Source organism: Pseudoalteromonas sp. MMG033, assembly GCF_057197785.1.
In genome coordinates this window covers 4,375,323-4,390,324 of record NZ_CM170070.1, presented here as the reverse complement: position 1 = coordinate 4,390,324, position 15,002 = coordinate 4,375,323, and the positions used below count along the sequence as shown (strand labels likewise).

The 15,002-nt window shown below is 41.8% G+C and carries 10 protein-coding genes; 8 read left to right on the top strand and 2 right to left on the bottom strand.

All coding sequences use genetic code 11. The annotated features are described in order from the left end of the window. Position 1: 1 nt before the first annotated feature. Positions 2 to 3,772, bottom strand: a complete 3,771-nt coding sequence (locus AC2CZC_RS19115) for a response regulator (RefSeq protein WP_484583021.1) — start codon at positions 3,770 to 3,772, stop codon at positions 2 to 4. Between the two features lie 107 nt (positions 3,773 to 3,879). Here AC2CZC_RS19115 and AC2CZC_RS19110 point away from each other — a divergent pair, with 107 nt between their 5' ends. From AC2CZC_RS19110 to AC2CZC_RS19075, 8 genes are all read left to right on the top strand, one after another. Further along, positions 3,880 to 4,989: a response regulator gene (locus AC2CZC_RS19110; protein WP_484583020.1), complete on the top strand. Its 1,110-nt coding sequence runs from the start codon at positions 3,880 to 3,882 to the stop codon at positions 4,987 to 4,989. Positions 4,990 to 5,168: 179 nt separating this feature from the next. Then, a complete protein-coding gene (locus tag AC2CZC_RS19105) occupies positions 5,169 to 6,011 on the top strand; it encodes an isopenicillin N synthase family dioxygenase (RefSeq protein WP_039609055.1) in 843 nt (280 codons plus the stop codon). A 247-nt stretch (positions 6,012 to 6,258) separates the two neighbouring features. Beyond that, positions 6,259 to 7,170, top strand: a complete 912-nt coding sequence (gene nagK, locus AC2CZC_RS19100; RefSeq protein WP_237136337.1) for an N-acetylglucosamine kinase — start codon at positions 6,259 to 6,261, stop codon at positions 7,168 to 7,170. After that, positions 7,167 to 8,291, top strand: a complete 1,125-nt coding sequence (gene nagA, locus AC2CZC_RS19095; protein ID WP_484583019.1) for an N-acetylglucosamine-6-phosphate deacetylase — start codon at positions 7,167 to 7,169, stop codon at positions 8,289 to 8,291. The genes nagK and nagA overlap by 4 nt, the downstream gene beginning before the upstream one ends. A gap of 67 nt (positions 8,292 to 8,358) precedes the next feature. Continuing rightward, the gene (nagX, locus tag AC2CZC_RS19090; protein WP_484583018.1) at positions 8,359 to 9,486 is read left to right on the top strand and encodes a transmembrane glucosamine N-acetyltransferase NagX; all 1,128 of its coding nucleotides are present in this window, start codon (positions 8,359 to 8,361) and stop codon (positions 9,484 to 9,486) included. Positions 9,487 to 9,739: 253 nt separating this feature from the next. After that, complete coding sequence (gene nagB / locus AC2CZC_RS19085) at positions 9,740 to 10,534, top strand: glucosamine-6-phosphate deaminase (RefSeq protein ID WP_484583017.1); 795 nt, start codon at positions 9,740 to 9,742, stop codon at positions 10,532 to 10,534. 256 nt (positions 10,535 to 10,790) lie between these two features. Next, entirely contained in the window at positions 10,791 to 11,744 is a 954-nt protein-coding gene (gene nudC / locus AC2CZC_RS19080; protein WP_484583016.1) for an NAD(+) diphosphatase, read from the top strand. Between the two features lie 3 nt (positions 11,745 to 11,747). Further along, positions 11,748 to 12,917 carry a cystathionine beta-lyase gene (locus AC2CZC_RS19075; RefSeq protein WP_063363128.1) on the top strand — a complete coding sequence of 390 codons (1,170 nt, stop codon included), beginning with the start codon at positions 11,748 to 11,750 and terminating at the stop codon, positions 12,915 to 12,917. Positions 12,918 to 12,958: 41 nt separating this feature from the next. Here AC2CZC_RS19075 and sbcB read toward each other — a convergent pair whose 3' ends face one another. Next, positions 12,959 to 14,428 (bottom strand): exodeoxyribonuclease I, encoded by a 1,470-nt coding sequence (gene sbcB, locus AC2CZC_RS19070; protein WP_484583015.1) that lies wholly within the window; start codon positions 14,426 to 14,428, stop codon positions 12,959 to 12,961. Positions 14,429 to 15,002 lie beyond the last annotated feature (574 nt).

Genomic DNA, 15,002 nt, shown 5'->3' with positions numbered 1-15,002 from the left:
TTTATTCGCTCTCTAACTCACCCACCGTATTTTGCAGTAGGTTATATGCCTCTGAGAATTCAAACCTAGATATCATCACTTTGAGTTCTTTAACTGTTTTCTCATCCAGTGCGTCGTTGGTTTCAAGTTGTTCAACCATATCCGTCGCTTTTGAGTCATACTCTTTTAATGCCTGAGCAAATTCACCGATTGAAAATGATTGTGTTGGTGTATTTTGGATGTGACTTTGTTGAAGCAGTAAGGCGGCTTTATTTTTTGTATCACTGATATAGTCAGCCAGAGTTTCGAGTAGTGCTAAGTCGATATTATCGGATTTAACTTGCTCTTCTATATCTGCTGCTACTTCTGAGAAGTAATCCATGGACAGGTTTGCACCAGCCCCCTTCATGGCGTGGAGTATGTCCAATGCAAGCTCCTTATTTCCCATGCTAATTGACTGTTGTAAGTTGATGATTTCCTCGACTTGCTGAGAAATAAATTTGTTTAAAAGCTTAAAATAAATGGCTTCGTTATTTGCAGCTCGCTCTACGCCTTCTTCAATATTGATACCGGTTAAAACAATATCTATGTCTTTTTCAGAATGTTCTGGTATATCTTCAACCTCAATCTCTGGCGTGTTTGATGTTTGCAGGGTAAGTGCTTTAAGAATTGAGCTAATAAGGCCGTCCACATCAATCGGTTTAGCGACATGGCCATTCATACCTGCATCTAGGCACAATTGAATATCCGGGCCCATTGCATTTGCTGTCATTGCTAAAATAGGAAGGTGGGTATTAGGGATTGATTGGCGGATTGCTTTTGTTGCTTCTACGCCGTCCATAACTGGCATTTGCATATCCATAAGTACAATATCAAAGTGATTATCTTGTACTGCTTTGAATGCCATTTCGCCATTACACGCGACGCTGACTTGTGCGCCATGAAAGCTTAAAATCTCTACCGCAATTTCTTGATTCACAGGCTGATCTTCAGCAACCAGTATCTTTAAGTCTTTGAGGGCTTGTTGATTATCAACAGGGTTTTTCGTTGTTTGGCTTACTGTGCTTGCGCCAAAGCACTCCTGTAAACAGTCAAGCAGACTTGAAGGGTTAAAAGGCTTGAAGAGCATGCTATCTATCATGCTTTGATGCGCCTCTTTAAAGCCAACCTCATGGCCATGAGCGGTCACTAATACAAAGTAATTTTGTAAGCCGCTTTGTTTTAAGTACTCAATGGTATCTATGCCATTGATGTTTGGCATATGCCAGTCCACGAACATAATGTCGTAGCGACTGGTCGAAGGACTTAACTTGTCTATAAAATGTTTGCCGCTCTCATATAACGTCACTTCAAACCCTAGCGATTCGAGCATGGTTTCTAAAATATCTCGTGCATCTTCATTATCATCAATAACACAGGCTTTTTTACTACTGAAGGTATGCGACTTGTCAACAGATTTTGAGGCGTAATTGTTGATCTCCATTGGTAAGGTAAAATAAAACTGTGAGCCACAACCAAGTTCACTCTCGACGAAAATCTCTCCGCCCAGTAGCTTCACTAATTGTTGAGAGATCGTTAGTCCGAGTCCAGTACCACCGTATTTTCGCGTGGTGGATGTATCGGCCTGAGAAAAGGATTGAAAGAGCTTAGTCTGTTGCTCCGCACTCATACCTATCCCAGTATCTTTCACTGAGAAAGTTAATTTGACCTGATCTGATTGCATATCTAAAAGAGTAATCGCTAAGGTCACACCGCCTGTTTCGGTAAATTTAACTGCATTGCCAGCCAAATTAATGAGAATTTGTGAGAGTCTCAGCGGATCGCCAATAAAGTTGTTAGGCATGTCTGTTGGCATATTAAATACCAGGTCGAGCTGCTTTTCTTGTGCTTTGAGACCAACTATGGTGGTGACATTATCGAGAACTTTATCCAATTCATAAGGAATATGCTCGATTTCAACTTTGCCAGCTTCAATTTTAGAGAAATCTAAAATATCATTAATCAGCTTAAGTAGTTGTTTTGCTGCATAATCTATTTTTGTAACATAGCCGAGTTGCTTCGGATTTAGGTCTGAATTGATCGCTAAATGCGCCATACCGATAATGGCGTTCATTGGGGAGCGGATCTCATGGCTCATATTAGCTAAAAACTCGCCTTTAATTTGCGCGTTTTTGTCTGCTTCTTCTTTTGCTGTGAGCATTTGTCGCTCTAATTCGTTGCGCTCAGTAACATCTAAAAAAGTGCCTACGACACCGCCGACTGCACCTGCGCTGTCAAAAAATGGTGCCTCATACACCACCAACTCTCTGGGTTCATTAAGACTGTTTTCCATTGCAAGCGCAAAAGAGTGCGCGTCTTTTTCTTCAATGGTGCGTTGTGATTTGGTATCTAGATAAGTCGCAGTTTGCTGGTCAAAAACATCATTTAAATGAGAGTCAGTGACCTCGACTTCAAACTTATCAATAAAAGCTAGAAAAGCTCTGTTAACCCCCATAAAAATCCCTTTTTTATCTCGATAATAAGTGGGGTTAGGAATGGCATTAATAATGTGCAAGGTTAGTTCTAAATGGGCTGCCAGTGCATTTTCGGCCTCTACTTGCTTTTGGGTATTCTCACTGAGTCGTAACTGAATGCTTAAGTCTTCGCATAAAAGTTTTAAACAGTGGCTTTGCACCTCTTTTGGCGGGCTGGTAAATGTAATAACGACGGCGCCTGAAAGCTCTTCGTTGATAACCAAAGGGATATATAAAATAGTGTGCACTTCAAGTGTTAAACCGTCTTTATGCAATACTGCATTTTGTCCGTCACTGATAAAAGCTTGCGAACTTTGCTCTGAGATAAGTTTTTTTACTTGAATCGATTGCTCGTCAAAATATGCAGCAAAACCCACTAAAGACTGCTGAATAAAGTGGTCATCTTCATACCGGTATATGGCTACGCTGGGACTATGAAAATGCTCAGCAAGAAAGTTTGCCGCAACGGTTCTCATTTGATTGGGAGAACTACAATGGCGAATATCTTCACTGAATGCATGTCTTATTTTTGCCGTATCAGCACGTTCATCGAGCTTTTGGTAGGTTTTGGAAACCGCTTGCACAATATCTGCTACTTCACCGCTAAGTTCTGCCGGCAAGGAGATGCTGCGACCGTTGTAATTTTTGTCTATACAAAATGCGCGATGGAGCAATGTGAAGGGCGTTATCAAACGTTTGTTTAAGTAATAAAAAATGAAAAGTGCGAATAGCAATAAAGAGATTAAGCTCACCCAAAGATAAAATAATAGGTTGCTACTTCCGTCGTGTAGTTGTTGTTTGGCATTTTTTAGTTGATTTTTAGTCGACTTTAGAGCCGTATTAATGGCGCTTGTTGTTTGTTGGTGGACTTTAAGCAACGCGGTGTTTTGGGCGCTAGCTTTTGTTGAGTCGAGCGCTTCATATACAGACTGCATGACGACATAGGCATTGAATGCTGATGTTAAGTCACTTTGTTCCGGGTAATGCGCAATTTTTGACTGTAGCGCCTCTAATGACACTTTTGAGCTAATGAGCTGCTGTTTAATTGATATCGATGTTTGTTCGCTTAATTCGCTATTAAGGTAGCGATTGATGTTAAAAAATAAGGAAAGGTTCATCGTGTTGAGTTGATTTAACACTTCAAATTGCTCATTAAGCTGCTCAATATGCTGCTCATGAGATCCCATTTCGTTTTCCCAATTAGACATCACTATGAGGCTGATAATAAGAAGCGCGGGGAGTAGTACAAAAAACGAATGGAACATTGTTTTTATTGACATAACTTACTTTCCGAAACTTGACTAATATTAACCATAGTCGTGCTCTCGTAATTAACAAGCGCAGTGCTTTGGCTGAGGGAACAAGTTAAATTCAGAAGGTGGCGAAGATGGCAGATATTCTCATTGTTGATGACATTGCTGAGAACTTACAAATACTTCAATTGATATTACGTAATGAAGGCCACAAAGTGTATGCCGCCATTAGTGGTGAAGTAGCAATGACAATTGCTCAAGCACATTTACCAGAATTAATTATTTCTGACATTAATATGCCAAATATGGATGGATTGGAATTATGTAAATTGCTCAAGAAATCATCATGCACAACGCATATCCCAGTTATTTTTGTCAGCGCAGAGCGAGAAACAGATCAGATTGTTGAAGCGTTGGAAGTTGGGGGAGTTGACTACATTACTAAACCGTTCAAACCTGCAGAGGTACTTGCTAGAGTAAATACCCAGCTTAAGTTAATAGAAGCCAATAAGTTAGCTGTAAGGCAGCAGCTATCTCAAGTGATGAATCAAATGGTGGTGGGCATTGCCCACGAAATTAATACACCTTTAGGCGCCGCAATCACGGCATCGACGCATTTTGATGGCGTATTGACTCAGTTAATTGAGTCATTTGATAACCAAACGCTCAGTGCTGAGCAGCTCAAAGATGGGTTAGATGACTCAAAGCAAGGTGTTGCTTTGTGCGAGCGTAATCTTCAGCGCGTAGCTAAATTTGTAAAAGTACTGAAAGATATTGCGCAAATTGAAAGGCCGACTTCACCAGAACCGTTAAACACCATTTCCTTTTTAAACGATTTAAAAAGCGCTTGCTCAAAAAAAGGCGTTATGCTCGAGATAAGTGCAGTAGAGATGAACTTTGTAGCGGATAGAGACATCTTGTTGAGTGTATTTGATAGTCTATTGGATAACTCCTTGGCGCATGCAGAATTAGTTGAAGGCAAGGCACTTACCATCGAAGTATCAAAAAAGGGTCAGCACATTTGCTTTTTGTATTATGATCATGGCAATGGGCTGCAAGGTATCACAATTGATGAATTGCTCAAGCCTTTCATTACCACCAAGCGTGGTAATAGTGGCCATGTTGGGTTAAGTGCGTCCGTTACGGCCAATTTAATTGACAGTGCTCTGAATGGTACTTATCACCTCAGTGAGCAGGGGAGGGGTTTGGAGTGGCAGATTGAAATTCCAATAAATTCAGGTTGATCTGAATCAATCTTAGAGAATTATCACTATCAATGAGGACATAAGTCCTTATGTGAGAGGCTTTATTTCACTAAGCTCGCGGGCAAAGATATTATATCTTTGTTCGAGTATTAATTATAAATAATTCTTATGATTAATGTTTTGAATTGAAGTCACGCAAAAAAATTGGTGGAACCATTATGCAACAGCTACCTACAGTTGACTATAAGTCATCTACAGCAGCAAAAGAATTTGTTGAGTCTCTTCGTAACACAGGTTTTGGTGTACTTAAAAACCACCCAATCCCGAAAGAGCTTGTAGAGTCTATATATAAAAACTGGCAAGAGTTCTTCTACACAGAAGAAAAGCACGACTTCCTATTTGACAAGGACACTCAAGACGGCTATTTCCCACCGGAAGTTTCAGAAGTCGCTAAAGGCTTTACTGTAAAAGATATTAAGGAATATTTTCACGTTTATCCAAAAGGTCGCGTTCCTGCTCAGCTTGAAGCTGAGATCAGAGAATACTACCGCCTTGCAAATGAGTTTGCAGCTGAGCTATTAAGCTGGGTTCAAGCGGAAGCGCCTGAAGATGTACGTGCTAAGTTTTCGATCGATCTTAAAGATATGATCAAAGACTCAGACCAAACGCTATTACGCGTTTTACACTACCCACCAATGACTGGAGACGAAGAGCCTGGCGCAATTCGTGCAGCAGCACATGGTGACATTAACCTACTGACTGTATTACCAGCTTCAAATGAACCTGGATTACAAGTTCAAAGAGGTGACGGCAGCTGGTTAGATGTACCATGTGATTTTGGTTCATTGATCATCAACATTGGTGATATGTTGCAAGAAGCATCAGGTGGTTACTTCCCATCTACAATTCACCGAGTGATCAACCCAACGGGTAAAGCGAGTGATAAATCTCGAATTTCATTGCCGCTGTTTTTACACCCTAAACCAGAGGTTGTACTATCAGAGCGTTATACTGCAGACTCATATTTGCAAGAACGCCTAAGAGAGTTGGGTGTTAAATAACTATCTGATTTTAAAAATAAAAACGGTCTTTTTTAGGCCGTTTTTTTGTATCTGAATATGGCTGTTTTTTGAATTTTTCCTGACAATTAGTTCAAAGTGTGCAATATTAAAATTTCTCAAACTGAGAAAAAATAATAAAAAACTTAATGACAACGCTGTCATTTATTGTGTAACATCAAATCAACATGACTGAATACTGTGTCGCGGATAAATTCGCGTTCATATCTTATTTTTTAGGGGTCGCTTAATGATGGCTAAACAGGTTGAACAAGACCAGTTGTATATAGGTATTGATGGAGGCGGTACAAAATGCCGAGCCACCATCTACTCAATTAAAAACGGCGTTTTGGGAACTGGTCTCGGTGGGCCTGCTAATCCTCTTCATGGTTTTGAAAGAACCATTGAATCGATAATGGTATCGACTCAACTGGCACTGCAGGATGCAGGACTAAGAATTGAAGCAGTTCATAATCTCTATGCAGGCCTTGGCCTAGCAGGCGTTAATTTGCCCGCATTACATGAAAAAATAATGCGCTGGGATCACCCATTTAAGCAGATGTTTTTAACAACCGATCTTCATACTGCTTGTATTGGCGCTCATGAAGGTGGGGATGGGGCTGTAATTATTACAGGTACAGGCTCCTGTGGCTTTGCAATGGTTGATGGTGTTTCAGTAAATTATGGTGGTCATGGTTTTGCACAAGGTGACATGGGCAGTGGTGCGTGGATGGGGCTTGAAGCTGTTAAATCTGCATTGCTTTCTATCGATAAGCTTGGTCCAACAACCTCATTAAGTGACACACTTAAACAACACTTTAATACCACAACAGCTATGGGTATTGCTGAGCAAATGGCCGGTAAACCGTCGAGTAGTTACGCACAATTAGCAAGGTTTGTGCTTGCTGCTGCTGAAGATAACGATGAAGTTGCATTGAGTATTGTTCGAGATGGTGCTGACTACATTAGCAAATTGGCGCATAGATTGATGGAAAATAACCCACCACGACTATCTATGATCGGTGGATTATCTGAACCATTACGTAAGTGGCTAGACCCTGAAATTGCAAAGATTGTTGAATCTCCAAAACAGCCTCCTGAGATGGGCGCAATTTTCTTTGCAATCCAAAGTGTCGAGCAGCAGTCTGAAAAGGCGGTATGAGAATGAAAAAATATTTGGCGAGTCAATTTTTTGATGGGCACAAATTAAAAAATAATGTTGAGTTTTTGGTTGTTGATGGAAAAATTTCCTTTGCGACCGAACGCTGTGAAGAAAAAGCTGAAATTCTTGAAGGGCTAGTTGCTCCTGGCTTGATTGATGTTCAAGTAAACGGTGGCGGTGGTGGCTTTTTTAATGCAGAACAAACAGTTGAATGTTTGAGAACCATTGTCACAGCGCATGCTAAGTATGGTTCGACGGCGCTGATGCCTACACTTATCACAGATAAAGTAGAGGTGATGGCACGTGCAGCTGATGCAACAGCTCAAGCAATTGCACAAGGTGAACCCGGAGTAGTAGGAATTCACTTTGAAGGGCCGCACTTATCGCATCCTAAAAAAGGAACTCACAGCGAGCAATATATCAGGCCAATTTCTGAAGAAGAATTTGCAATTTACGCGAGACAAGATCTTGGTATAAAAATGGTTACTTTGGCACCGGAAACGGTACCGCTTGCAGACATAAAACGCCTAATTGACTTAGGTGTTAAAGTGAGTGTCGGCCATTCAAATGCAGATTATGAAACTACCATGGCTGCACTTGAAATTGGTGTTGATGGCTTTACGCATTTATTCAATGCAATGTCGGCTTACACATCAAGAGAGCCGGGCGTTGTTGGCGCTGCGCTTTGGGAAGATAATTCGTGGTGTGGTCTTATTGTTGACGGTCATCACGTACATCCCGCATCTGCAAAGCTTGCTATTCGCTCAAAGCAACGTGGTAAAATCATGTTGGTGACGGATGCAATGCCTCCTGTTGGCACTAATGATATGGAATTCGACTTTTTTGATGGTCGAAAGGTCATTAGAACGGGTGATAGATTGAATTCAACAACGGGTGAGTTGGCGGGCAGTGTACTTGATATGGCAAGCGCGGTTAGGAACACAGTTAACACACTTGATGTGACATTGACTGAGGCACTGAGAATGGCCTCACTATATCCTGCTCAATACTTAGGGTTATCTGACAAAGGCCACCTTTTAGAAGGGGCTGATGCAGACTTTGTAGTATTAAACAACAGTCAAGAAGTTCTGAGTAACTTCATTGGCGGAAAAGAAATTTAAAGTTCCCTGGGTAAAAAACCCCGCTGCAGTTTAGCGGGGATTTTTTGTTTTTACAGGAAAGGTATTGATGACGAATAAAAAACAACGATTGGCTTCATTGGATGCACTGCGTGGCATGGACATGTTTTGGATCCTAGGCGGCCAATCTATTTTCGCGGCACTGTTCGTGTTGACTGGGTGGCAAGGTTGGAAACTATTTGAAGCACATACTGTGCATAGTCCTTGGCATGGGTTTACATTTTACGACCTAATATTTCCTCTATTTATATTTCTATCTGGTGTTGCCATGGGCTTGAGCCCAAAGCGCATTGACCATTTACCTCTAAATGAGCGCAAGCCTTATTATCAAAAAGCAGTGAAGCGTCTGTTTCTACTGTGTGGCTTAGGCATTATGTACAACCACGGCTGGGGTACAGGCATTCCTTTAGCGCTTGATGAAATTAGATATTCTAGTGTACTCGGCCGGATTGCCATCGCGTGGTTCTTCTGTGCCATGTTGGTGTGGCATACCAGCCTCAGAACGACGGGTATTGTCGCTGGTGGTATTTTAGTTGGGTATTGGGTACTACTGAACTTTATCCCAGTCCCAGGTGGCAGTGCTGGTCAATTAGCCGCACCAGGTACGCATAGTTGGAATGCTTGGTTTGATCAAAACTTACTACCAGGTATTACTTATCAAAATAGACCGGTAGATCCTGAAGGGATACTGTCGAGTGTGCCAGCCATTGTGAATGCGATAGCCGGAGTGTTTGCAGGGCAGTTGATAGCACGTGCAGATAAGCTTGGGCAGTGGAAAACAGCAGGATGGTTATTTGGTGCAGGTGCATTGAGTGTTGCTCTTGGTTGGTTGTGGCATATACAATTCCCAGTGAACAAAGAGTTATGGACAAGCTCTTTCGTGCTTGTAACTGTTGGCTGGAGTGCGATTTTACTCGCAGTATTTTTCGCCTTGGTGGATATTTTGAATGGTCAAAGATTTGCGTATCCATTTGTGATCATCGGGGCTAACTCGATCATTATTTATTTAGCATCGAGCTTGGTGAATTGGGAATTTGTCAGTAAGAGTGTGTTTGGTGGCTTTATCAATGCGGTGGGGCCTGATTGGCAGCCTCTGTTTGCTGTTATCGCGCTGCTACTCGTGCAATTACTGGTTCTACACTGGATGTATAAACGCAAAATATTTGTCAGCGTTTAACACGTAAAATATTGAGAAAACGGCCATCTTTTGATGGCCGTTTTTTTATTGGCTCAAAAAAAATACAAATTTTTCTTCACTTTTACTTTACAAAGGCTTTTTTTCTGATAATAATGACAGCGTTGTCATAATGGTAATAACCTAATACAGTGTATCCCAATTAGGTTTAGATCTGACCTTGTTTTGATTGCACGCGAAGCAGGGTTCAGATCCCATTTTTCTTATTTCAAACTCAACAACGAGCTTTAATATCATGCAAATAGTAATTTTAAAAAATGCTGCTGAAGTCGCTGCTTATGGTGCAGATATATTTGAAAAACAATTAAATCGCAAAGCAGAGTCGGTGTTGGGTTTAGCAACAGGGTCGACACCTGTTGCTTTGTATCAAAACCTTATCGAGAAGAATAAACAGGGCGATATCAGCTTTAAAGATGCGATTACGTTTAACCTAGACGAATATTTAGGTTTAGAGGGCACACACCCACAAAGTTACCGCCATTTCATGAACGAGCAATTGTTCAATCATGTTGATATCAACAAAGACCATACACATGTACCACCGGGTAATGCTAAAAACCCAGTTGAAGCATGCCAAGAGTACGAAGCGCATATCGCTGCAGCCGGTGGCATCGATGTTCAATTGCTAGGTATTGGTCGTAACGGACACATTGGTTTTAATGAGCCGTCTTCAGGTTTAACTTCAAGAACACGTGTTAAAACTCTAACCAAAGAAACGATTGACGATAATGCACGTTTCTTTGGTCCAGATGAGTACCAACCGCACCTATCAATCACGATGGGTATAGGTACAATCTTAGATGCGAAAAAAGTTGTGTTATTAGCGACTGGCGAAAACAAAGCTGAAGCGATTAAAGCGACAGTAGAAGGCCCATTAACGGCGTCTTGCCCTGCATCAGCGCTGCAATTGCACCGTGATGCAGTTATTGTGATTGACGAAGCTGCGGCCAGCAAGTTGGACAATATTGAGTTTTACAAACACATCGAAGCTGAGAACCAAAAGCTTCAAGCACATCTTGCCTCTCTGTAGTGTGAATTCACACTGTAGTTTAAAGCCCGAAAGGGCTTTTTTTTTGCCTAAATACTTGGCAAACAACGTGACTATTGTTAGCGTGACAGCATAGAAACTAAAATTAGTTTTTGTACATTAATAGTCGTGTTTTCTTTGATTAAATAATGACTGCTTGGCTGCACTTAATATACTTTTTTGTAGTGCAGGACTCAGTCATTTAATCAAGAATGGGCTTCTGCTTTGATTAGGTAACCCACATTAAAGGACAAAGTGCTTGTTGTACTATACACAAATGACGCTAGATAGAGCGTCAGCTCAGCGTAAAGATAAAAACTGGCTTTTAACTCAATATGGAGAAAAAAGCCGTTGGTTGCTCATTCATCATGATCAAAATCTATTCTCAGCCGACCTAACCGAGTTGGCCTTTATTCAGCAGTCACAAATAGAACACCTTGATAGGCGGGATGCCATCTTTTTAGGTAAAGATGAGCAGTTTTCCTATTTTGCTTTAGATGTGTCCAGCATTGATTTAAGCGAGTTACAAAAACAACTAGATGTGTGTACAGAAGACCATAGCGATGGGCAGTATCGCTTTGCTGACATGAGAAAAGTAGGTCCTAAGCTTGAACGCGTGAGTGGCTCTGTTGGGGTGTTAGCTCGGGGGTTAAGTTATTGGCATAAAACCCATTGTTATTGCGGCCGGTGTGGTCACAAAAATATTCCTGTCGAAGCGGGTCACGCTAGGCTATGTACAAACAAAGCGTGCAAGCATATGACATTTCCAAGAACCGACCCTGCTGTGATCATGCTGGTCACGCATAGATTTAAAGATGGCGTAGAACGTTGCTTGTTAGGTCGTCAAGAGGCTTGGCCAGAAGGGGTATATTCAACGCTTGCAGGGTTTGTTGACCCAGGTGAGACATTAGAGCAAGCCGTCGCCAGAGAAGTAGAAGAAGAGGCGGGTGTTATTGTAGACGATGTACAATATTTGGCGTCTCAGCCATGGCCTTTCCCATCGTCATTGATGCTGGGTTTTATCGCAACCGCTAAGACCACAGATATTTTTGTTGAGCAGGATGAACTAGAGCAAGCACATTGGTTTTCAAGAGCTGACCTTGATACTTTTGGTCAATGGGGCGATGAAGCACCCGGTTTTAAATTGACTAGACCTGACTCAATATCACGTTTTTTAGTTGAACATTGGCGTCAACTTCCAGAAAAAGAGTAACGAATGAAAAAAAATACCAGATTAGCCAGTGCAGGCCGAAAATCTCAATATACTCAAGGAACCGTGAACCCGGTTGTGCAACGTGCATCGACTGTGGTTTTTGATTCTGTTGCGGATATGCATGAAGCGATTAAAGAGCGCGGCAATCGCACTTTGTTTTATGGGCGCCGAGGCACAAACACCCATTATGCTCTGCAAGATGCCATTACTGAATTAGAAAATGGTGCAGGCTGCGCTTTGTATCCAAGTGGTGCAGCGGCCATTAGCCAAAGCTTACTGTCATTTTTAAAAGCTGGTGATCACCTATTGATGGTAGACACTGCTTATGAACCAACTCGTGACTTATGTGACAAGATTTTAGCTGGCCTTGGGATCACCACAACCTATTACGATCCTATGATTGGTGCGGGTATTAAAGCGCTTATTCAAGATAATACCAAGGTGCTCTTTTTAGAATCACCGGGCTCAATTACCATGGAAGTGCAAGATGTCCCAGCACTGGTTAAAGAAGCCAAAGCACATGGTTTAATGACCATGTTAGATAATACATATGGTAATGGCTGGCATTATCGTCCACTTGACCATGGGGTTGATATCAGTATTCAAGCTGCGACTAAATACATTGTTGGTCACTCTGATGTGATGATGGGCGTGGCGGTCGCTAATGAAGAATATTGGCCTGTACTTAGAGAAAACTCTTACTTGTTAGGTCAGTGCACCTCAGCAGATGATGCATACCTTGCACTACGAGGCCTACGCACGATGCCAGTGCGTTTGCAGCAGCATGAAAAGAGCGCACTCGAGGTTGCAAAGTGGGTGGCGCAGCATCCACTTGTAGATCATGTTCGCCATCCAGCATTGCCTTCAAACCCAGGTCATGAACACTTTATGCGTGACTTTGATGGTAGTAATGGCTTGTTTTCATTTGTAATGAAAGATGGGAATCAAAAAGCCATTAATCGCTTCTTAGATAGTTTGCATCACTTCAAAATGGGCTTTTCCTGGGGCGGATTTGAGAGCTTGGTGACAGCGAATCGCTCAATGGCTGCGTTAAGAACAACCACAGGCTGGGAGCATGGACCAATTATTCGTTTGCATATTGGTCTGGAAGATGTTGAAGACTTAATTGCAGACTTAGAGCAGGCGCTCGCAGTGTATGAATCACACCTATAAATAAATGTAAAAGAGGCTGTTTTTTAACAGCCTCTTTTTCATTATAAGCTTTGTGCGTAGTGGTAAAGCGCTTTGAGTATGGTGACTTTTTTCTCATTGCCTTCATGCTCGTAAACAAGGTTTTCAAGTGTCAGCATAAAGTCTTGCGCATTGATTGATGGGTTGTCCTCACCATGCATCAACTTGCCTTGGCAATATTTTCTCCATGTGTCTAATTCAGACTGAGATAGGCTTTCAGGCCAGTTTCTCGCACGATATCTAAATAATAAAGTATGGAATTTCGGATCTTCAAATTCAAGCGCTAAGCTGCCTAACTCAACGGGGGAGGCATTGCGAACAATCGCCAGTTTGGCTTTGTCTGCTTTACTGATAAAGCCGTTGTAAAGCTGGTAGTCAGGGTTGGTTGTATCACTGAAGTCGCCTTGCTCAGCAAATACTTGAGAGACTTTGTCACGAAGCTCTGGGTGTGCTTTTAAAAACTTTAAATGCTCTAAACATTGCTCTCTATCAATACCTAGCCTTGCTGCATTTTCTGGCAGTAAGGTTTTTGCAGGGGCAATGATTGGACACTTGTTTAAATGCACAAGCTTAAGCCCAACAGGCAACATACCTTCTTCCAGCTCGGTGTGTTTGGTATAGAGTCGCTCGCGTAGCTCTTCAACAGATAAATCAACCAACACGCTGGGATCATGCGTAAGATTAAAGCACACCACGGCATTTTTATTAACCGGGTGAAAGCTCATTGGCGCAATCCAAGTCGTGCAGCCTTGTGTTGCAGGGATGCGTGATGAGGTATGCACTAAAGGCTGCATGTTAAACACATCAACAATGTCAGTGAGCGCCTTTTTGGTTCTCAAGTTAAAGAAAAACTGATAAAGCTTTGGCTGTTTTTCTTTGATTAATTTAGCAAGGGCAATGGTTGCGGTGACATCGCTCAGGGCATCGTGTGCAGCACTGTGTTCAATACCATTGGCAACGGTGAGCTCTTCGAGCCTAAAGCTGGGTGAGCCATCTTCTTTCAATGGCCATTCAATGCCTTCTGGACGCAATGCATAACAAGCTCTGACTAAGTCAATAATATCCCAACGGCTATTGCCATTTTGCCACTCGCGCTCATAAGGGTCATAAAAATTACGGTAAAGACTGTAACGGGTTACCTCATCATCAAAGCGAATGCTGTTGTAACCTGCAACACAAGTACTTGCTTTACTAAACTCGGCGTGAATTTTTGCCATAAACTCGCTTTCGGGCAAGCCGTGTTTCAGTGCATGTTGCGGTGTAATACCAGTGATCAAACAGGCTTCTGGGTGTGGCAAATAATCTGGTGCAGGTTGGCAATACTCAATAAGCGGTTCGCCAATAATGTTTAAGTCGTAATCGGTTCTGATACCTGCAAACTGACTGGGTCTGTCTTTTTGAGGGCTTGCCCCCCAAGTTTCATAATCGTGCCAATAGATTGTGGGGATGTTGTCGTTATTGTTTTGATTCTTCATTTCGTCATTATTTATCATAAAATCATTGGCTTATATAAGGTACGCTGCTTTACTCAATCTGTTCATCACGCTTACAACATCACATCAGTGTGTATAAATGTGTGTATTAAAAAAACTTGTAAGTGTGTATATGGCCGTAAAATGCTATTGGATGCAAAATGCGCAAATCTAGTAAATTAGAAAACGACCAAGTGGCATTATCTCATAGAGATGGTCTAAGGGTAAGGTGTAATAATGATAGTTGTAGGCCTTTGCTCAACATTGGTAGATACGTAAGTGAGGGTCTTGTTGATCCAATAGGCCTTTACTGATATTCAGGCATACCTAGCCTGTTCATTGTGTTGAGCACCTAGGTTCTAATCATCACTTCCGGTTTGCGCTTTGAAGAAGCGCCTTTTTAATGTGTCGTCCGCAAGTTATTTAAAAAGGTAAACGCGTATTTAAGCCTGTGAGGGCTAATGACTGTCTGACTTTTTCTTCTATTATTTTACCATCAAGCTGATACATTAAGGTTATAGTGCTGCTTCACGGATGAGCTATCTCAATATTTGGCATTTTCCTTGGGAGGCTCTCTGGGGCTTTGAATTACATA